Raw genomic sequence first — 20,596 nt, 5'->3', positions numbered from 1 at the left:
GCCAACGCGCGAAGATTCGGTGCCACGGGCAGCCGCAGCGTCGGCCCGTTCCGACGGCTGACAAGCCGTCTGAACCTACTGGCAGCCGCGCTCGTCGATGAAGCGCGACGCCTTGTGCTCGGACGACGTGCCCAGCTTGCCCGCATCATACACGATAACCTTCTGCGGGCGCACGCCTACGTGGGCCTTGATGGCGGCCATGGTGCGCTTCGCCACCTCGTCGTAGGGCTCGTCGCTGCCCAGCGCGCGCTCCACGGACACCTCGTACTTGCAGGTGAAGTCCTTCTCGTATACGCGGATGGAATACTCGCCGGTCAGGCCCTCCAGCCCGCGCACCACAAACTCGATGTCGGTGGGGAACACGTTCACGGCGCTCACGATGAACATCTCGTCCTTGCGCCCGGTCACGTGGATGCGCGCCAGCGTGCGCCCGCACTCGCACGTGTCGGTGGACACGTAGCCGATGTCGCCCGTGCGGAAGCGGATCATGGGACGCGCCTTCTTCATGAGCGTGGTGTACACCAGCTCGCCCGTCTCGCCCGGCGCCAGCACCTCGCCGGTTGTCGGATCCACCGTCTCCACGAGTATCTGGTCCTCCACGATATGCAGGCCGTCGTGCGCCTCGCACGCGGCGGCGCAGGCACCGTAGATGTCGGACAGGCCGTAGAAGTCCACGACCTTCGCGCCCCAGAGGCTCTCGATGCTCTCGCGCGTAGACGGGATGGAGCCGCCCGCCTCGCCGGCCACGATGATGGTGTGGATGTTGAAATCGGTGCGCGGGTCGTAGCCCTTCTCCTTCGCCACCTCGCCCAGGTGCCACGCGTAGGATGGCGACGTCCAGATGACGGTGGGCTGGTACTGCTTCAGCACGAACAGCAGGCGGTCCGAGGGCACGGCGCCCACCCAGATGGCCAGCGCGCCCAGGCGCTGCGCGCCGATAACGTCGGGGCCGCCCACGTACAGCGCGAAGTTGAGCGCGTGCACGTAGCGGTCGTTCGGGCGCATGCCGGCCTGCCAGAACAGGCGCGCCTCGGTGTCCTGCCACAGGTCGAAGTCCTCCTGCGTGAAGGGGCTCACCGTGGGAACGCCCGTGGAGCCGGACGAGGTGGCCATGAAGATGACCTCCTCCTCAGGTACGGAGCACATCTCGCCGAAGAAGCTTCCCACGTGCTGCGTCTCGCGCTCCGTCTTCTTGTCGATGAACGGGAACTTGGCGATATCGTCGAGCGTTTCGATATCACCCGGCGCCACACCGGCCTCGTCGAACGCTCGGCGGTAGTACACCGTGTTCTCGTATGCGTAGGCCACCATGTCCTTCAGGCGCTGCAGCTGCAGCGCCTCGAGCTCGGGCCGCGGCATGCATTCGATCTCCGGATCGTAGTATTTCTGGGATGCGGGGATGTCCTTCGCCATGGTTGCTCCTTGATCGGTTCTCGTTTCCTCCGCTGCTTGCACGCCCGCGGCGGACAACGCCTGCACGACCGAACGCCGAGCGCCCGCTTGGGGTTTCCGTGCCCGCCTGCCCGCGCCGAACGTTTCACATGAAACATTCGTTCGCTATCTGGGCTCTCGCAGTTAAAAGCAGTACATTGCATGAAACCACTAACGGGCGGCGAATACAACCTTCTAAGCCATTCGATGTTCTGATGCTTTGCTATCGCTAAAACAGATAGCTTAGCAAGATGCGGAAGTGAACGTATCCGATCGCCCGCGCTCGCTTAGCACAAGCTACTTCGCGCCCAGCGCCTCCTCCGCTGCCGCAGCGTCTGCGCCGACCTGCGGGCGCAATCCGCCCGCGCACCGCGCCCGCAGGTCGGCGTCCCATTTCTTCGAGAACGGCAGCACGTCTACCAGCGCCACTACCGAGAGCACGCCCAGGATGGTGAACACGGCCAGCGGGCTGTCCACGCCGCCGGCCAGCGCCTGCGCGGCCATGCTGAGCAACGAGCCGTAGATGATGGACGTGTTGATAGCGGACAGGTTGAGCGGGTACTTCGCCGACCCGTAGCGCTGGCGGGCGAAGGCCGACGCCACCACCGGCTCGCCGCCGTAGGCGAAGCCGCAGCACAGCGCGCCGGCGATGTAGAGCGCCGGGGTGCCCGTGGCGAACGCGCCGATGATGCAGGCGCAGGCCAGAGCTGCCACCGCGCCGTCCACGAACATGGTGACCTTCACGTTCGTGCGGTCGTAGATCATGCCCACCACCACGCGCGCCAGGCCGTTGCAGGTGGACACCAGGCCCACGAGCAGCGTGGCGAAGGCGGCGTCGATGCCCACGAGCTGCGCGTTGGCCGCACAGTTGCCGATAGTGGCCAAGCCGATGGCCACCACGATAACGGCCCAGATCCAGAACAGGTACAGGATGGGCGTCTTGAGCAGGAACGGCTCGTCGGCGCCATCCCCGCCCGCCGCACCGCCGGCTGCCGCCTGCTCGGGCGCCATGAGCGCCACGATGTTCTCGGGCGGACGGCGCAGCATAAGCGCCGCAGCTGCCGCCACCACGCCGCCGGCCGCGCCCACGCCCACGAACACAGGGCCCAGGCCGAACAGCGGCACGAGGTTCACCGAGAGCGTCCCCAGGATGAGCGACCCCAGGCCGAACCCCATCATGAGCACACCCGACGAGAACCCCACCTTGTCAGGGAACCACAGGTTCGTCGTGGACACGATGGTGTTGTACCCCATGCCCACGCCCAAACCGCCCAGCGTGCCGTAACATAGGTATACCACCGCAATGCTCCCCTTCGCGAACAGCCCGGTGCCCGCGAATCCGACGAAGAACAGCACGGCCGCGATGACGATGGTCCCCTTCACGCCGATCCGCCGCTCCACTTGGGAGCCTATCACGGCGCCGATGCAGAACGCTATCATCATGATGTTGAACGTGAGGCCGACAGCCCCCTTCTCCAGTTCGAACGCGGCGCCCATGGGCGCTGCGAACATGGAGAACGCGTAGATGAGCCCTAAGAACAGCAAGGCGAACGTCGAGCACGCCAGCGTGCGCATGCGCTCGGACTTGACCCGGGCAACCGTCGTTTCGGACATAGTGCTCCCCCTCCGTGCGAGTTGACGCCGCCCCTTGCAGGCCCCCTTTGCCCCGACCGCGACGAAAAACGTCGAACGGCCGCGGAGCGACAATCCTTCCCTCGCATTGTCACCGAATTCTCCGCCGAGCCATATGGCGTTCAGAGTGAGAAACCGCGCTTTCATACAGGGGTAGCTAGAGAGCACACAGAATAAAAGCGAGCCAAAGCCGTGGCCTGATGGAGCGCCCACGCCACGGCGGTCGCCGCCGCCAGGCCGATCGCCAAGCCGCGCGCCGCATATCTCGCGCACTCACAGCCAGTGAAACCGCACGGCATAAGCGCCCACTTCACGTGAGCTCCCCCTAAGCTACCGTAAAAACCCTCAATCCCGCTACCGCTTCATCAGATAACAAGCTAGAATTAGAACTCTCGCAGGTTGACCCTCTCACCCCCAGCGCAAGCTGCTGAACCCCCGTTTCTGCAGCATTCCTTCAGGTTGAAGGCGACTCGGGGGAAGGCGTCCACCAAGCGAGTTCCGCACGAGCCGGACAGCCCAGTGGGCTGTCCGAGCGAGCAGGACTGCCGAGCGACTGGACGCCTTCCCCCGAGTCGCCAACCGCCACAAGAAAAGGAAGCCCGCCATGACCCTTCAGCAGCTTCGCTACCTCATCGCCATTGCCGAGTACGGCTCCATCAACGCGGCGGCGCAGAACCTGTACGCCTCGCAATCGAACCTGTCCACGGCCATCAAGGAGCTGGAGCAGGAGCTGGGCATCACCGTGTTCACGCGCAGCAACCGCGGCGTCACGCTCACGAACGATGGCACGGAGCTTCTGGGGTACGCGCATCAGGTCATCGAGCAGGCCGACATGCTGGAGCGGCGCTACGCCACCGGCACGGACAAGCACCTGCGGCTGGCCGTGTCCACGCAGCACTACGCGTTCAGCGTGCAGGCGTTCGTGAACGTCGTGGAGCAATGCGAGGGAGACGACTACGAGTTCATCTTGCGCGAGAGCAGCACCGGCGAGATCATCGACGACGTGCGCACGTTCCGCAGCGAGGTGGGCGTGCTCTACACCGACGGCTTCAACCGGCGCGTGCTGCAGAAGGCCTTCGCCGACGCCGACGTGGCGTACGCCCCGCTGTTCGACGCGCACGTGCACGTGTTCGTAGGCGAGCACCATCCGCTGGCGGGCGCGCAGCTGCTGGCGCCCGAGGACTTGGAGCCCTTCCCGCGCTACTCGTTCGAGCAGGGCACGGCGAACTCGTTCTACTACTCGGAGGAGCCGCTTTCATACCTGCCCCATGCGCGCAACATCCGCATCTCGGATCGCGGCACGCTCACGAACCTGCTGACCAGCCACAACGGTTACACGCTCTCCACGGGCGTGCTGTCGGCCGAAATGCAGTCGGGCATCGCCAGCATCCCCCTCGACGTGGACGAGCGCATGCAGGTGGGCTATATCATGCACAACGAGCGCCGCCCGAGCCCCCTGCTGCTGCGCTACATCGACGAGCTGCACGCCATCATCAAGGCGAACCCGAGCGTGGAGGCGCGCCCTGCGTAGAGGAGCACGGCGCCTGCCCGGTCTGCAGCTGCAAAGCCCATGAAGCGCGTGTGGCCCGCCGTGTTCGGTCGGGAACCGAGGCCGGCGGGCCACACGCTGTTGTGCAGAACTTCCCGGAGGGGGGAAGGTCTCGCCTAGTGGATAGAGCTGCTCACATAGGGCGTCTTGTCCTTGAGCACCACGTCGTGGGCGCCGCCCTCGACGATGGACGTGGACGACACCACGGTGAGCTTCGCCTTCTGCTGCAGCTCGGGAATGGTCAGCGCGCCGCAGTTGCACATGGTGGACTTCACCTTGGAAAGCGTCAGGTCCACATTGTCCTTAAGCGTGCCGGCGTAGGGCACGTACGAGTCCACGCCCTCCTCGAACGACATGCCCTTCTTGTCGCCGCCCAGGTCGTAGCGCTGCCAGTTGCGGGCACGCGCGGAGCCTTCGCCCCAGTACTCCTTCATGTAGGAGCCGTTGATGTTCACCTTGTTCGTGGGGCTCTCGTCGAAACGGGCGAAGTAGCGGCCCAGCATGACGAAGTCGGCGCCCATGGCCAGGGCCAGGGTCAGGTGATGGTCGTACACGATGCCGCCGTCGGAGCAGATGGGAATGTAGACGCCCGTCTCCTCGAAGTACTCGTCGCGGGCCTTCGCCACCTCGATGGTGGCCGTGGCCTGGCCGCGGCCGATGCCCTTCTGCTCGCGCGTGATGCAGATGGAGCCGCCGCCGATGCCGATCTTGATGAAGTCGGCGCCCGCATCGGCCAGGAAGCGGAAGCCCTCGGCGTCCACCACGTTGCCCGCGCCCACCTTCACGGAGTCGCCGTAATGCTCGCGAATCCATTCCAGCGTGAACTTCTGCCAATCCGAGTAGCCCTCCGACGAGTCGATGCACAGCACGTCGGCACCGGCCTCCACCAGCGCCGGCACGCGCTCGGCGTAGTCGCGCGTGTTGATGCCCGCGCCCACCTGGTAGCGCTTGTGCGCGTCCAGCATCTCGTTGGGATTGGACTTGTGCGAGTCGTAGTCCTTGCGGAACACCAGGTACATCAAGTGGTCCTCGTCATCCACCACGGGCAGCGAGTTCAGCTTGTTGTCCCAGATGATGTCGTTGGCAACCTTCAGGCTGGTATCCATGGGCGCCACGATCATGTTCTCGCGCGGCGTCATGAAGCTGGCCACCTTCTCGTCCATGGACATGCGCGACAGACGGTAGTCGCGATCCGTCACCACGCCCACCAGCTTGCCGTGCGCCGTGCCGTCCTCGGTCACGGGCATGGTGGAGTGGCCGTGCTTGTCCTTGAGGGCCACCACGTCGGCAAGCGTCATCTCGGGCGAGAGGTTCGCATCGCTCGTCACGAAGCCGGCCTTGTAGTCCTTCACGCGGGCGACCATGGCCGCCTGGTCCTCGATGCTCTGCGAGCCGTAGATGAACGACAGGCCGCCCTCGGTGGCCAGCGCGATGGCCATGCCGTCGTCGGACACGGCCTGCATGATGGCGGACACCATGGGGATGTTCAGCGAGATGGCCGGCTCCTCGCCACGGCGGTACTTCACGAGCGGCGTCTTCAGGCTCACATCCTGCGGGATGCATTTTGCCGACGAGTAACCGGGTACCAGCAGGTACTCGTTGAACGTGCGGGACGGCTCATCGAAATAGTAGGCCATGAACTCCTCCATCTGCGGTCGGCGCGGTCTGCGCGGGCGGGTTGCGGCGCGGATGCGATCGGCGCCGCGCGGCACATACCGCCGACACCCCGTCAAGCATCCGTTGCTTAGGTGTTACCCGCTATTATAGCCACGGTCGAACGGCAACCGAGGGCAAGAGCGCCGAATATGAAGAAATATTCGCGCAGGACGAGCCGCAGCGAGAGGACAAGGGCCCACAGGGCGACGCTCATGGCGTTGCGAGCTCCCCGCTGTTTGCGTAGGCCCTCACGCGATCGGCCAGCTCTTGGCGCGAGTGGACGTCCAGTTTGGCATAGATATTGCGCGTGTGGGCACGGGTCGTATACAGCGAGATGGTAAGCTCGTCGGAAATGGACTGCGAGCCTCTTCCACACGCCAGCAGCACCAGCACCTCCTTCTCGCGCTCGGTGAGCTGCGCCTCGTCTCCCAACCGCAGGCACGCGCGCTTCCAACGACCGTGACGCGAGCCGCCATCGATGTCCGCCGCCGCAGTGCCGCCGCCATCTGCATTTGCGCCTGCCACGCCCGTGCCCATCGCACCCTCGCTCGCAGTCGGCGCTTCGCCGGACGCATCCGGCTCGTCCTCGTCGGGAATGGGCAGCAGCAACCGGTCGACCTGCTTCTCCGGGAACAGGAAAAACACCGCCACGGCCGCCACGAACAATATGACGAACACTACGGTGGACACCGGCAGCGCATCCACCTGCACGGTCGCGCACAGCGTGCCCAGCGCGTTGCCTGCCGTCACGCCGAACGCGATGACGGCGCGCCCCAAGGCCACCACGAGCACGGCCGACGCCTTCGATTGGAACACGATGTACGAGAAGAGGTACCACATGAGCACGTCGAACAACTCGAAGGCAACTCCCGCCAGCACCACCCCCATGCTGGCATTGCCGGGAAAGAAGTAAGGCACCAGCAGCGAGAAGATGATGACGAGCGCCATGGGATAAAAAAGGTGTCCGAAGTTGAGATCCTGCGACTTCAGCGCCGCCGCCACCACAAACGCCGCCAGGCACAGCGCCGTGACGAACGTCGTAACGCTGCCGTCGCCGGCAAGCTGCGCAGGGCTAACAACCGCCTGGTAGGCCCCCTTGCCGAAGTTGGCCGCGATGCCCAAGATGCCCACCACCACGAGGAACCGGTAAAACGCGCGCGCCGGCGCGAGCCGCTGGCTCTCGGACACGGCCGGCACGACGCGCTTCGCCAAGCCCACCGTGAAGCAGGCGGCCGAGACGAGCGGCAGCAACACGAACAGCGCCCCGCTCCACGGCTGCGGAAGACTCAGCACCATGAACTGCACGAGCGCCGCCAGCAGCTCGCAGTACAGTATGATGTTAAGCGCTCGGCGCGGGCGTACCGAGCACAGCAGCAACCCGGCGTTCAGGCTGAGCGCGGCCGTGCCAACGCCCGTAAGCACGCTTCCTACCGAGAACACCACGCGCGACGGCACAAACGCAGGACCCGCCAAGATGACGAGCACGCAACCGAGCGCCGCCACGAAGCCGCCGCCCACCACGAACCACGTCCGCTGCGCGAACGCCGCGACCCGGCGGTACAGCAGGGCCATCACGAGCAGCGTGCAGGCGTGGGCGACGGTGGATGCGAAGAACATATCCGACACGACGGAGGCCGTGGCCTCCACACCGTTCACCCATACGGAACTTTTATAGGCCACACCGAACCACGCGACCCAGAACCCGAACCCGAAGAACTTCAACAGCGGCAGGCGGTCGTCGAGCAACGCCAGACATCCAGCAGCCCCACGCCGCCGCTCGCCCTGCCCCTCTCTTTCCAGCATGGCTTCCTCCCCCTTGAACGCGACCCTCCTGCTGCGCCCCCACGCACTTCGTGCCGCAATCCTAGCACACTGCAGCCGCCGCCTTCCCGCAGGCTTCGCCGCAGGCCCCTCCTGAAACGGCAACCTCTCCGAGCGCTGCTGCCGCCTCGGCCATGAACGCCTCGTCCGCATGGATGAAGCCGCGCGTGACCTTCGACACGCCCCGGTAGAACCGCGTGCGTGCACAGCCGTTCAGGCAATCGCAGTACGCATCGACCCAATTGAGCAGATGCGCGGCATGGAACGCCCGCTGTGCCTTCAGCAGATCTGCAGCGCGTGCAGCGTCGCCTCGGGCCAACGCCTCGGCCATCTGCTCGGCGCACACGGCCAGGTACTCGCATTCGAAGCTTAAGTGGTCCTCTGGCGTACGCAGCACCTCGTCCACCGCAAGATGCGCCTCGCACAGCAGGCGGTACACGTCGTCGCGCGACCCCTGCATGAGCAGGCCTCCCTCGCTGGTGAACACGCTCTCATAGGGCGTGGCGCGGCGCTCCTCGTACGAGCCGGCACCCAGGATGGCCCCGGCGAAATCGCTTGCCAGCTCTTGACGCGTGCCGCGGTCGCGACGTGCCAGATAGGCGGCCATATCGGCATACCCCTCATGCATGAGCGCATCGTCCAGTTCGACGCTTGCCAGATCGGCCTCCGCCAAGCGGTCGATACCCTCTTGGTCCAGCTCCTTGAAGTACAGCGACGCCAACGTGCGGTAAAACGCCGCACGGGCCTCGGAGGCGGCGCGAAGCTCCTCCAGCGCGTTCTCGTCCATTGCCCTCTCCCTTCGCTTTGCGTTTTCGACGTCGCTCATGCTAACCCCGCCGCAGCGGAGGCGAATCGGCCGTCGCGTTCTATCTTGGCCGCCGCCCGCACAGGGACTAGTCACCGATTGACTAGGAACCGTACCCGACCGCCGTGATTTAGAACGCCGTTGACGATGCGGCCGATCCCCATCGCACCGTAACCTGAATGCGGTCGAAATAGCGAGAGCAAAGGGAGGGCCGACATGAACGATACCGCACCGAAGCCGACCGCCGGGCAGCCTGCCGAGGAAGCTGTCGCGCGCATCGTGGACAGCATCTACCTTCACCCACGCCACCGCGAGCTGCTGTACAAGACGCTCGCGTTCTGCAGCGAGGAGCGCGACGAGCTCGAGGCCGAGCGCTTCATCGAACAGCAACCCGAATGCGCACAAGCCCTCCAAGAACCCTTCGCACTCGTACGACAGCTCGTGACATGCGGCGGGCTCGCGCGCGCCGCCTACGACGAGAACGGCGTCTTGCTCGACGGCACGCTGAAGGCCGAGCTGGTGGACCAGGGTCTCGACGACGACGCCATAGCCGCGCTCGCGACGCGGCATGCTGTCGCGACCACGCCGGCCGGCCTCGCAGCCGTTACGCTGCTGGATCCCGCATATCGCATCGCTGCCTGCGCAAACGCTGTACCCGAGCGGCGCGACGTCTTCGTCCGCCTGCTGGAACATTGCCGCAAGCCGCGCTCGCTCGACAGCGTGAAGCAGCTGTTGGACGGGCATCCCGCACTTGAGCCGAGCACCCGTTCGGGCGGGCAGCGCCTGCACGCGGCCTACTTCATCGACCGCTTAGACGAGGCCGGCGGCTTGGTCTGGGACGGAGCCTGGGTCACCACCAAGGCCGGGGAACGCTTCCTGGCCTCGGTTTGACGAGGCAGGGTCCGCAGGGCCCAGCCCATAGCAAGCAAGACGAGAGAACGAGAAGGAGGGAACATGTCGAGTACGAACCTCACCCGACGCAGCTTCATGAAGGCCTCGGCGCTTGCCGCCGGCGCGGCCGCCTTGGGCAGCGGCGTCGCCACGGTGAGCAACCTGGTGGAAAGCGACAAGGCGTATGCGGCAGACGAGGTCAAGGTTGTGCACACGTCGTGCCGCGCCTGCATATCGAACTGCGGCGTCATCGCGCACGTGCAGAACGGGCGCGTGGTGAAGCTGGAAGGCGACCCCGCCGACCCCATGTCGGAGGGACGCGTATGTCCTAAGGGCCTTTCGGGCATCCAGGCGCTCTACCACCCCAACCGCAACAAATACCCCATGAAGCGCGTGGGCGAACGCGGCGGCAACCAGTGGGAACGTATCACCTGGGAAGAAGCCATCGACACCATCGCCGATGCGCTCATGGACATGAAGGAGAAGACGGGGCTCGAGGGCCTGCTGTGCTCCACGGGAGGCGGCGGCAATCCGCAGTTCTTCAGCCCGCCACGCTTTCGCAACTTCTGGGGCGCCGGCAACGTGTTCGAACCGGGCTGCGCCCAGTGCTACCTGCCGCGCAGCTACACCATGCCGCTCATCAACGGCACGGGCGACACGTCCATCGCCGACTCGGGCTGCGCCGAGCTCTACAACCCGAAGGTTTCCATCGACACCTACGTCATGTGGGGCACCGGCCCGGCGCAGCACGCGCCCTCGTCGGCCGGCCGCGCCGTGGTAGAGCTGCGCGCCGCCGGCACGCAGACGGTGGTCATCGACCCGCGCTTCACGCCCGATGCGGCGCGCGCCGACGTGTGGCTGCCCATTCGACCCGGCACCGATGTGGCCATGATGCTGGGCTGGATGCGCTATCTCATGGAGAACAAGCTCTACGACCAGGAGTTCTGCGCGAAGTGGACGAACCTGCCCTTCCTCGTGGACCCGAACGACCCCGCCGGGGCGCTGCTGCGCGCGAGCAAGGTGTTCGCCGACGTCACGGCCGAGAACGAAGGCTACGTGTACTACGACGAGGCCACCGGTAAGGTGACGAAGGCCTTCGCGCTCGCTCCCGAAAACGAGGCGTCGTACCGTCCCGCGCTGTTCGGCACGTACGACGTGGTGCTAGCCGACGGCACCGCCGTGAAGGCCAAGACGGCATTCACGGCCTACCAGGAGCAGGCGCAGGAGTACACGCTGGAGCACGTGGCTGCTATCTGCAAGGTGGACGCCGACGACCTGGAGCGCGCTATCCGCCTGTATGCCGAGTGCGCCTCGGGCGGCATCAGCCTGGGCGTCGCCACCGACCAGTACCCGCAGTCTACGCAGGCCGCCATAGGCGCGGCAGCGCTCGACTGCATGATGGGCTTCATCGACAAGCCGGGCAGCACCGCCAACAACTTCCCGCACTCCGCCGAGTCGACCGTGTTCCCCGACGGTTTCATGGGCTCGGCCCCCTACCAGTTCCAAACGCCCGAGAACATCACGAACCGCCTGGGCTACGTGGAGCACAAGGGCCTCGGCGGCTGGATGCACAGCCATATCCCCACGATCCTGAACGCCATCCTCACGGGCGAGCCCTACCAGCCGCACATCTGGATCGAACGCTCGGGCAACAAGATGGCCATGCTGGGCAACTCCGCATCGTGGGTGGACGCGTTCCCCAAGCTGGACCTCATCGTGCACATGTATATGTACCCCACGTCGTTCAGCACCGAGGCCGCCGACCTGCTGCTGCCCACGGCAGAATGGCTGGAAACGGCGTTTCTCCAAGGACGCCTTTATACCGTGCTGCTCCGCCAGCCGGTGACGAACCTGTTCGAATGCATCGACGAGACGTTCATCTGGTCCATGCTGGCGAAAGCGCTCGCCGAGCGGGGTCACGAGGGAATGCAGAAGGCGTTCGACCCCGAGGCGTGCGGCATGACGCCGACGTATTGGAACACCATCGAGGAGTACTATGAGTTTGTGGCCTCCAACGTGGGCATGACTTGGGACGAGCTGGTTGCGAAGGCGCCGTATAACGACGTGGAACCCGAAGAGTACTGGAACGCGCCGTACGAGCAGACGTACAAGGGCCTCGCGCCCGACGGGAAGACCTACGCCGGCTTCGGCCGCTGTGCCGCCGGCGACATCAAGGACAACCCGCTCAAGTGCGGCCCCTATGGCGACACGATGATCTACATCGGTCGCCACGGAGCCGAGAAGTTCGAGATGCCGCCCGCTTCCGTGGAGTACGAGCCCATGCCCTACTACCGGGAACCGGAGGACATCCAGGAGTACGGTGACGAGTACCCGCTCGTGCTCACCGAGGGCCGCATTCCCTACTTCCACCACGGCACGCTGCGCAACAACCCCTACCTGCGCGAGATCTACCCCGCCCCCGAAGTGTGGATCAGCCCCGAGTACGCCGCCGAGCACGGCATCGACAGCGGCGACTGGGTGAACGTGAAGTCGCCCCGCACCGACGGCCTGGACGTGTTCAGCAACCTGGATACCGGCGAGGAGCTCACGGCCGAGGGCCAGCGCATCGTGTCCGGCGGAATCTACGGCGTGGCCCATGTCACCGAAGGGGTCGCGAAGGACTGCGCCTACATGGAGCGCTTCTGGAACCCGGAGTTCTTGGAAGAAGGGCAGGATCCGCGCAAGAGCTGGACCACGTGCAACATGAACGTACTCACGAAGAACACGGGCTACTACAACCCCGAGTTCGGTACGTACACCCTGCGGGGCATCAACGTGAAGATCGAGAAGGCCACGCGCCCTGACGGCGTGTGGTACGAGCCTTCCGACTTCGCGCCTTGGCTGCCGCAACCGTCTGAGAACACCGGAGGAGGTGCCGCATAATGTCGCATTACGCAATCGTCGTCGACCTCGACCGCTGCATTGGCTGCCACGGCTGCGAGATCGCCTGCAAGAACGAGAACGAGGTTGAGCTGGGCTCGTTCTGGAGCAAAGTGGTACAGGTGGGCCCGTTCGGGGACTACCCGCGCCTGCAGCAGTATTTCCTGCCGGTCATGTGCCAGCAGTGCGCCGACTCCCCCTGCACGCACGTGTGCCCCACGGGCGCGTCGTACCGCGACCCCGAGACAAACGTGGTGTTGGTGGACAAGGAGAAGTGCATCGGCTGCAAGTACTGCATGATGGCCTGCCCCTACGGGGTGCGCTCGTGGAGCCCGTCCGAGAACGTGGTGGAGAAGTGCACGCTGTGCGGCCAGCTGACCAGCGCGGGCGAGCAGCCGAAGTGCGTGGCCGCCTGCTGCGCCTCGGCGCGCTTCTACGGCGACTTGGACGATCCGGCCTCCGACGCGTCGAAGGCGCTCGCCGCCGCCGGCGCGGACGCGGTGCACCGCTTGAAGGACGTGGGCAACGCACCGCAGACGGCCTACATCCTGTCGGCAAAGTACGCTGACTGGAAGGAGGAGATCGACTAATGGATATCCAATGGTCACTCGTGCTTTTCACCGCCCTCACCGGGTTGGGCGGCTGGCTCTTCTTCTTCGTGGGGCTGAACGTGCTACTGGGTAAGACCGACAAGGGAGCGTTCACCGGCACGGTGGCGGCGCTCGCGCTGACCGTCGTGGGCGGTTGCGCCTCGGTCACGCACCTGTCGCATCCCGACCGCATGCTGGGCGCGCTGCAGCATCCCACTTCGGGCATCTTCACCGAGGCCGTGCTCGTGGGCCTTCTGTGCATCGTGCTGGTGGCGTTTCTGGTCATGTTGAAGCGCTCCCTGACGGGCACGCCGCTCAAGGCGGTGGCCGTCATTGGCATGGCGCTCGGTGTGCTCATGTCGTTTATGGCGGGGCAGAGCTACCTCATGCCTGCCATCGCCGCCTGGAACACCGAGCTGCTGCCGCTGGGCTACCTGGGCACGGCGGCGGCCTCGGGTGCGACGGCCTGGCTGCTGTTGATCGCCGTGCAGAAGGCCGATGAGGAGGCCGTGTCGTTCGCGGGCCTCATGACGCTGGCGGGAGGCTGCGCAGCGCTCGTGCTGGTGCTGGCCTACGGCGCGGCGTCCGGCGCGTTCGCCGGCGACGCTGCGCTGCTGATGGGCGCGGCCGCGCTGTGCGGCGGCGCGGCACCTGCTGCCTGCGGCGCCTTCGCGTGGAAGAAGCCCGGCAGCGCAATTGCCGGAGGCGCAGTGGCCCTTGTGGCTGCGCTCGCCGGCTCCGTGGCCTTCCGCTGCGCCATGTGGGTGATCGGCGCGGGCCTGTACGACTTCTTCGGTCTGATCTAGCAAAGCCGCATCTCCCCGGCGAGCGTTGCCGGGGAGATGGCTCGTTGCGGGGCGCTGCCCCCTCCTCCCCTCCCTCCGGCAACGCCTCGCAACGAGCCCTAACCACCCCTTCTTCCCCTTCCGACCTCCCTCGCTCCAAGGAGCCTCGACATGTCCCTATCGCTCTCACGCAGATCTCTCGTCGCCGGCGGCGCGCTTGTCGCCGCGAGCTTCGCCGTGGGCGGGGCGGCCACGACACTCGACAGCGGCGCAACCCCCCTGCGGCCGCCCAGCGCGCAGGACGAGGGGCGTTTTCGCGCCCTCTGCCTGAAGTGCGGCCGTTGCGAATCCGTGTGCCCGCAGAGATGCATCCGCACTGGGCTTCTGGAGGACGGCCTCCTGAACTGGCGCACGCCCATCATGGACTTCCATCGAGGGCTCTGCGATTTCTGCGGCCGCTGCGAGGATGTTGCCCCACCGAGGCCGTTGCGGGCGTCGACGCCGCCGTGAACCGCATCGGCACGGCCGTCATCGATAAGGAGCGCTGCATCGCCTGGATACAGGGCAGTTGTCGCGCGTGCGTGGACGCCTGCCCTTACGATGCGCTGTCAGCCGACGCCTCCGGCCGCCCCGTGGTGGACGCCGACCGCTGCAACGGATGCGGCGTGTGCGAATGCCGCTGCCCTTCGAACACGTATCGGTCGTTTGCCGGCGGCAGCAAACGCGGCATCAACGTGGAAAGGAGCGCCTGATGAAAAGCCTCGCAAAGCGGCCCGAGGCGACGCAAAGCCCCACCGGTGCCTCAGACGACGCGGCGGAAAAGGCAGCCGCTTTGCCCGAAAAACGAACCGATACACGCGAAATAACCGGAGGCGGTAATCGCGTGCAAACAGGCAGGAAAGCTCGTGCCCTCCCCTTCAAGAGGGCACGAGCCCTGGTGTTCGCGCTCGTCGTAGCGCTCGTGGCGGTGGGACTCGCCTTCCGAACCGGCACGGGCACGCCCTCGTCGTTTGGATGGGACGCGGTCGCCGCGCTCTGCCCGCTGGGAGCCCTCGAAACCATGCTGGGCGCACGCGAGGTCATGCTGCATCCGTTGCTGCTGCTTGTCAGCATGGTGGTGGCCGTGGCGGTAGTCGGCAAAGCCTTCTGCGCTTGGATCTGCCCCGCCCCTTGGCTTTCGCGGTTATTCAAGCTGCGGGAGAGAGCGAAGACGAAGGCCGACGCGAGCGCACGCCGCAATGAGGCGGGCGAGGCACCGCTCGATTCTCCGGCCGACGAAGAGATCCCAGCGACGAAGAACGCGAACGACCATGCCGCCGTCGCGCCGCGCTCGCCCCTCGCCATCACCTCCGCTGCAGAAAGCGCTCGCGCCTGCAAAACCGACGCTATCACAGGTGCGTGCGCCCCGCACGAGGTTTGCTCCTGCACGAGCGCCGATGCCCGCCACTGCCCCACCTGCGCGCTCGACCCGGTGGGCGGAAAGCGTGACGGCATCCGCCTCGACACGCGTCACGCCACGCTGATGGGCGCACTGGGCGCCACGGCCGTATTGGGCTTCCCAGTGTTCTGCCTTGTATGCCCCATCGGCCTTACGTTCGCCACGTTCATAGGGCTCTGGCACCTGTTCCAGTTCAACGAAACGTCATGGGGACTCGTCATCTTCCCTGCCATCCTCGTGCTGGAGGTGGTGTTCTTACGCACATGGTGCGCGAAGATATGCCCCGTGAGCGCCCTCGTGTCGCTCATCGCCAGCACGAACCGCACGCTGCGCCCCCGTGTGCGCCGCGAGGCGTGCCTGCGCACGTCTGGCACGGATTGCCGCGTTTGCGTCGACGCATGTCCCGAGCAGGTCGATCCCCATAGCCCCCGCATCCCCGAATGCTCGAAGTGCGGAGCCTGCGTGGAAGCCTGCCCTGCCGGTGCTATCGACATCAAACTGCTGCCGAAAAGAAAGTAACCCCGCTTCCTGTCCAGCTACGCTAGGTACACCGTGTTCTTCCCCTTGCCCACGCGGGATAGCAAGCCGCGCTCCTGCAGTCGAGACAACAGGCGGATGGCGGCCGATTGGGAGGTACCGAGTTCGTTCTCCACGTCTTTGCGAGTGATCTCGCCGCGCTCTTTCGCAAGCTGCACAACGGCGTATTCGACGCGCGAGATCGCAGGATCGGGCGAAGAAGGCGATGTGCCGAAGAAAGGCCCGGCCACGGAAAATCGATCGGCTTCAGGTGGGTGGCGATCCTCCCGCATCGAGGGGAGCGTCACCTTGAGCGCATTGTCGCTTACCTCGAAGATCGGCGTTTGCCCCGAGCTAGCGTAGCTGCCCATGATCTTCTGCACGCCCGTCCCGTACGCTTCGACCCATTTCAGGCGATACAGCACGTTCGCCAAGCGAGGATTTCGCGAAACGGAAACCCCTGTTCTCATATCGTTTTCGGTGATGCCGGGGCGAAGGCCCCCAATATTGAGGAACTCGACGCGGTCGTCGAACACGCTCACCAAAGCCGGTCCGGGGATTGCGTACTCCCGATGGACGAACATGTTGAGCAGCGCCTCGCGCACTGCCACTTCAGGGTAGTCGCGCGCATCCACGCGCCGCAGGTCGCTCCCGATCTCCGAGCGCGTGGCGTTATAGCGGTCCACGAAGCGCAGCACCTCTTCGAACTGGCGAAAAAGCGACCCCTCGAACTCGAATCGATCCAAGAACGTGGCTTTGACCGTTCCCTGGAACACGGCCGCTTTCACCGTGGCCGGGCACTGATCGGACAGCAGCAAGGCAAGGTTCGTGAACAGGCCGTCTTCGTCCGTCAAACCGAGCGTCCGCATGTGCCGCGCCTCGAAAGGCACCCCACCATCGCAAAACGCCCGCTCAGCCGTCTCGAACGTGAGCTCCTGCACGAGCGAGCGCTCGTTCTCGTACGAGTCTCCGGCAGCTTCTTTTATCATGGCGAGGATGGCAGCCTCCGACGCCGGAGCGGAAAGCGCGCCGTGTCTCACGTACACGCCTTCCGGACGAATCCCCTTTTCGGCAAGGTAGTAGGGGCGCGCCGTCCCACGACGAACCTCGATGCGCACAAGGGGCTTTCCCTCCCGCTCCTCCACCTCCGCATGCACGAACATGGTGACGTCCGGCTTGACCGCGTTCCCCGCAGCCTGCATGACGCGAACGATGCACTGGTCACAGTCTTCGACGCCAACGACCCGGCCGTCGTCATCGACGCCCACGAGCAGCGTTCCGCCCTCGCTGTTGGCGAAGGCGACAATAGTCTTCTTGATGCCGTCGGACCATTCCCTTTTAAGTTCGAGCATTGGGCCTTCGTGCATAGGAACGCCCCTTCCCATTACTGCCGCTTGTCGATTCTCATCATTCTAACCGATTCTGACCATCATAGTGGTGAGAATCGGTTAGAATCGACAAGAGAGCACGCTTCTACCCCATCCCCAGCCACACCTGCACGATGGGCACGTACCCCGCCACGAACACGGCCAGGATGAGCGCCGGCAGCGCGAAGCGCACGTAGCCGCGCGCCCAGCGGGGGAAGCGCGCACCTTCGCCCGTGTCGGCCTCGCGCACAAACGCGTCCCAACCCCAGCCGCGACGCGTGGTGCAGAACAGCAGGAACACGAGCGCGCCCAGCGGCAGCACGTTGTTCGACATGAGGAAGTCCTCGATGGCCTGGATGTTGCCGATGCCCGGCACCTCCACGCCCGCCCACACGTTGAACCCTAGCACGCACGGCAGCGACAGCAGCGCCAGCGCCACGCCGTTCACCAGGCACGCCTTGTTGCGCGACCAGCCCCACTCGTCCATGCTGAAACTCATGATGTTCTCGAACACCGCGATGACCGTGGAGAGCGCCGCAAAGCTCATGAACAGGAAGAACAGCGTTCCCCACAGCTGCCCGAACGGCATCTGCGAGAACACGCTCGGCAGCGTGATGAACACGAGGCCCGGGCCGCTTCCCGGCTCCACGCCGAACGCGAAGCACGCGGGGAAGATGATGAGGCCGGCCATGAACGCCACGAGCGTGTCGAGCCCCGCGATGCGCAGCGCCTCGCCCGTGAGGCGGTAGCGCTTGTCGATATAGCTGCCGAAGATGGACATGGAGCCCACGCCCACCGACACGGTGAAGAACGCCTGCCCCATGGCCGCGAACACGGCGTCGGCGAACGTTCCCCAGCCTCCCGCGAACAGCTTGCCGAAATCGGGCATGAGGTAGAATGCGAGGCCCTCCTGCGCGCCCGGCAGCGTGACCGCCCGCACCACGAGCACCGAGAGCACGGCGAACAGCGCGATCATCATCACCTTCGTGATGCGCTCCACGCCGTTGCGCAGGCCGGCGCGCGTCACCAGCACGCCGATCAGCACCACGGCCAGCATGAACGCGACCATCTGCACCGGGTCGGCCAGCATGCCGTCGAACACGCCCGCCACGCCGCCCGCATCCAGGCCCTCGAACGTCCCCGCGCCGCTGAACAGCATGAACGCGATCATCCAGCCAGCCACCGTGGTGTAGAACATCATGAGCAGGTAGTTGCCCGCGAGCGCCGGCCACTTGAAACGGCGCCACTTCGTGCCCGCCGACTCCAACTCGTCGAAGCTGCGCGCGATGCCCTTCTGGCTGGCGCGCCCCACCGCGAACTCCATCACCAGGATGGGCAGCGCGAACACCACCAAGAACAGCAGGTACATGAGCACGAACGCCGCCCCGCCGTACTCGCCGGCGATGTAGGGGAAGCGCCACACGTTGCCCAACCCGATCGCACAACCCGCGCTGATCAGGATGAACCCCAAACGCGAGCCGAATTTTTCTCGAACCATGAATCCTCGCTTATCGAAAAGCACCCGGCGGTTCCACCTCGCCGAGCGCACGAATGCAACCGGGAAAGTGTAGCGGAAAACGCCTGCCAGGCCAACGCGCGAGCCGAGGACACAGCAAACGGCTTGGCATGCGGGCGGAAGCCAGCATGCCAAGCCGTCAAACGAACCTACACGTTCTTCAGGAACGCCTTGTAGCCTTTGAAGGCCTCGTAGATGTCGGCTTTGCTCGTGACCTCCCAGGGGGCGTGCATCGACAGCACCGGCACGCCCGAGTCGATGACGTCCATGCCGTACTTGGCGGGGATGTAGGCGATGGTTCCGCCGCCGCCCACGTCGACCTTGCCCAGCTCGGCGGTCTGGAACGACACGCCCGCATCGCCCATGACGCGGCGGATGCGCGCCACGTACTCGGCGCTCGCGTCGTTGGAGCCGCTCTTGCCGCGCGAGCCCGTGTACTTGTTGAACACGAGGCCGCGGCCCAGATACGCGCTGTTCTTCGCCTCGAACGCGGCGGCGTAGGCGGGATCGAAGCCGGCGGACACGTCGGACGACAGCATGCTCGACGCCGCCAGCGCGCGGCGCAGCAGCAGCGGGCCGCCCTCGCCCGCCAGCTCCATGATCTCGGCAACGGCGTTCTCGAAGAACTGCGACGCCATGCCCGTGGCGCCCACGCTGCCGATCTCCTCCTTGTCCACCAGCACGCACATGCCGGTCTTCTCCAGCGCGGCGTCGGCTAGCGCAAGCTGCGCTGCGAGCGACGTGTAAGCGCACACGCGGTCGTCCTGCCCGTAGCCGATGACCATGCTGCGGTCGAACCCGAGATCGCGGGCACGCCCGGCCGGCACGGCCTCGATCTCGGCCGACAGGAAGTCCTCTTCCGCAATGCCGTACTTCTCGGCCAGCAGCTTGAGCGCGAACGCCTTCACCGGCTCTTTCTCGGCCAGCTTCTCGTACACCGGCCTGTCGGCAGCGTCGGCCTCAGTGGCAGCGGGGTCGGCGCCCGCGGCGGCATCTCCGTCATCCGCGCCGTCAGCCTCGTCCTTCTCGATGACCAGCGGGCGGTTCCCTATCAGGATATCCAGGTCCTCGCCTTCCACGACCTCGCTCGCCTTCTTGCCCATCTGCTTGCCCGCCAGGTGGATGAGCAGGTCGGTCACGCAGAACACGGGGTCGCCCGCGTCCTCTCCCACGTTCACCTCGACCACCGTGCCGTCCGTCTTGGCAATCACGCCGTGCAGCGCAAGCGGCAGCGTGACCCACTGGTAGTTCTTGATGCCGCCGTAATAGTGCGTGTCGAGGTGCGCCAGGCCGTTGCTCTCCGAGAACGGGTTCTGCTTGAGGTCGAGGCGCGGGGAGTCGATGTGCGCGCCCAGGATGTTGAAGCCCTCCGCAAGCGGCACCGAGCCCAGGTGCGCCAAAATGAGCGCCTTGCCGTGCGCCTGCGCCCACACCTTGTCGCCGGCGCGCAGCGCGCGGCCCTCGCGCACGGCCTCATCGAGCGAGCGGTAGCCGCGCTCCTCGGCCAGCGCGATTGCGGCGGCGGCGCACTCGCGCTCCGTCTTGTTGTCCGAGATGAAGTCGATGTACTCGGACGCCAGCTGCTCGAGCGCCTCGAGGTCGGCCTCGTCGTACTTCTTCCATGCCACGTCATGTTCCATGCTGCTTCCTTTCACATCGGGTGCGCCGGTTTTCTTCGATCGCGCCTATTATCCGCCAAATGCACCGCCGAAATGCCGA

The 20,596-nt window shown here is 65.6% G+C and carries 16 protein-coding genes; 8 read left to right on the top strand and 8 right to left on the bottom strand.

From position 1 onward, the window contains the following. Positions 1-75 precede the first annotated feature (75 nt). Positions 76-1,413 (bottom strand): phenylacetate--CoA ligase family protein, encoded by a 1,338-nt coding sequence (locus tag K9U15_RS02930; protein WP_301155593.1) that lies wholly within the window; start codon positions 1,411-1,413, stop codon positions 76-78. A gap of 315 nt (positions 1,414-1,728) precedes the next feature. Beyond that, on the bottom strand, positions 1,729-3,045 hold the full coding sequence (locus tag K9U15_RS02925) for an MFS transporter (RefSeq protein ID WP_301155592.1): 1,317 nt from the start codon (positions 3,043-3,045) through the stop codon (positions 1,729-1,731). 622 nt (positions 3,046-3,667) lie between these two features. On the opposite strand from K9U15_RS02925, the gene K9U15_RS02920 reads away from it, so the two are divergent. Beyond that, positions 3,668-4,594, top strand: a complete 927-nt coding sequence (locus K9U15_RS02920; protein WP_096227374.1) for a LysR family transcriptional regulator — start codon at positions 3,668-3,670, stop codon at positions 4,592-4,594. Between the two features lie 134 nt (positions 4,595-4,728). Here K9U15_RS02920 and K9U15_RS02915 read toward each other — a convergent pair whose 3' ends face one another. The 3 genes from K9U15_RS02915 to K9U15_RS02905 all read right to left on the bottom strand — a co-directional run bounded on the left by K9U15_RS02915 (position 4,729) and on the right by K9U15_RS02905 (position 8,876). Further along, on the bottom strand, positions 4,729-6,249 hold the full coding sequence (locus K9U15_RS02915; protein ID WP_087190187.1) for an IMP dehydrogenase: 1,521 nt from the start codon (positions 6,247-6,249) through the stop codon (positions 4,729-4,731). A 229-nt stretch (positions 6,250-6,478) separates the two neighbouring features. Then, a complete protein-coding gene (locus K9U15_RS02910; protein WP_301155591.1) occupies positions 6,479-8,071 on the bottom strand; it encodes a LuxR C-terminal-related transcriptional regulator in 1,593 nt (530 codons plus the stop codon). 61 nt (positions 8,072-8,132) lie between these two features. Further along, positions 8,133-8,876, bottom strand: a complete 744-nt coding sequence (locus K9U15_RS02905) for a molecular chaperone TorD family protein (RefSeq protein WP_301155590.1) — start codon at positions 8,874-8,876, stop codon at positions 8,133-8,135. 234 nt (positions 8,877-9,110) lie between these two features. On the opposite strand from K9U15_RS02905, the gene K9U15_RS02900 reads away from it, so the two are divergent. From K9U15_RS02900 to K9U15_RS02875, 7 genes are all read left to right on the top strand, one after another. Continuing rightward, positions 9,111-9,785 (top strand): hypothetical protein, encoded by a 675-nt coding sequence (locus K9U15_RS02900; protein WP_301155589.1) that lies wholly within the window; start codon positions 9,111-9,113, stop codon positions 9,783-9,785. Positions 9,786-9,848: 63 nt separating this feature from the next. Beyond that, positions 9,849-12,668: a molybdopterin-dependent oxidoreductase gene (locus K9U15_RS02895; RefSeq protein WP_301155588.1), complete on the top strand. Its 2,820-nt coding sequence runs from the start codon at positions 9,849-9,851 to the stop codon at positions 12,666-12,668. After that, positions 12,668-13,255, top strand: a complete 588-nt coding sequence (locus tag K9U15_RS02890; protein WP_301155587.1) for a 4Fe-4S dicluster domain-containing protein — start codon at positions 12,668-12,670, stop codon at positions 13,253-13,255. Before K9U15_RS02895 ends, K9U15_RS02890 begins: the two co-directional genes overlap by 1 nt. Continuing rightward, positions 13,255-14,061, top strand: a complete 807-nt coding sequence (locus tag K9U15_RS02885) for a DmsC/YnfH family molybdoenzyme membrane anchor subunit (protein WP_301155586.1) — start codon at positions 13,255-13,257, stop codon at positions 14,059-14,061. The genes K9U15_RS02890 and K9U15_RS02885 overlap by 1 nt, the downstream gene beginning before the upstream one ends. A gap of 150 nt (positions 14,062-14,211) precedes the next feature. Further along, positions 14,212-14,550, top strand: a complete 339-nt coding sequence (locus tag K9U15_RS14505) for a 4Fe-4S binding protein (protein WP_367316861.1) — start codon at positions 14,212-14,214, stop codon at positions 14,548-14,550. Next, positions 14,547-14,792 (top strand): 4Fe-4S binding protein, encoded by a 246-nt coding sequence (locus K9U15_RS02880; protein WP_301155585.1) that lies wholly within the window; start codon positions 14,547-14,549, stop codon positions 14,790-14,792. The genes K9U15_RS14505 and K9U15_RS02880 overlap by 4 nt, the downstream gene beginning before the upstream one ends. Positions 14,793-14,977: 185 nt before the next feature. Next, complete coding sequence (locus K9U15_RS02875; RefSeq protein WP_301155584.1) at positions 14,978-15,997, top strand: 4Fe-4S binding protein; 1,020 nt, start codon at positions 14,978-14,980, stop codon at positions 15,995-15,997. Positions 15,998-16,014: 17 nt separating this feature from the next. On the opposite strand, the gene K9U15_RS02870 is transcribed toward K9U15_RS02875, so the two are convergent. From K9U15_RS02870 to K9U15_RS02860, 3 genes are all read right to left on the bottom strand, one after another. Continuing rightward, positions 16,015-17,379 carry an RNA-binding domain-containing protein gene (locus tag K9U15_RS02870; protein ID WP_301155583.1) on the bottom strand — a complete coding sequence of 455 codons (1,365 nt, stop codon included), beginning with the start codon at positions 17,377-17,379 and terminating at the stop codon, positions 16,015-16,017. 88 nt (positions 17,380-17,467) lie between these two features. Further along, the gene (locus tag K9U15_RS02865) at positions 17,468-18,859 is read right to left on the bottom strand and encodes a sodium-dependent transporter (protein ID WP_301155582.1); all 1,392 of its coding nucleotides are present in this window, start codon (positions 18,857-18,859) and stop codon (positions 17,468-17,470) included. 167 nt (positions 18,860-19,026) lie between these two features. Further along, a complete protein-coding gene (locus tag K9U15_RS02860) occupies positions 19,027-20,517 on the bottom strand; it encodes an aminopeptidase (RefSeq protein ID WP_301155581.1) in 1,491 nt (496 codons plus the stop codon). Positions 20,518-20,596 lie beyond the last annotated feature (79 nt).

The sequence above is a fragment of the Gordonibacter sp. RACS_AR68 genome (assembly GCF_030418485.1).
Taxonomy (GTDB): domain Bacteria; phylum Actinomycetota; class Coriobacteriia; order Coriobacteriales; family Eggerthellaceae; genus Gordonibacter; species Gordonibacter urolithinfaciens.
This window is presented reverse-complemented; position numbering and strand designations above follow the sequence as displayed.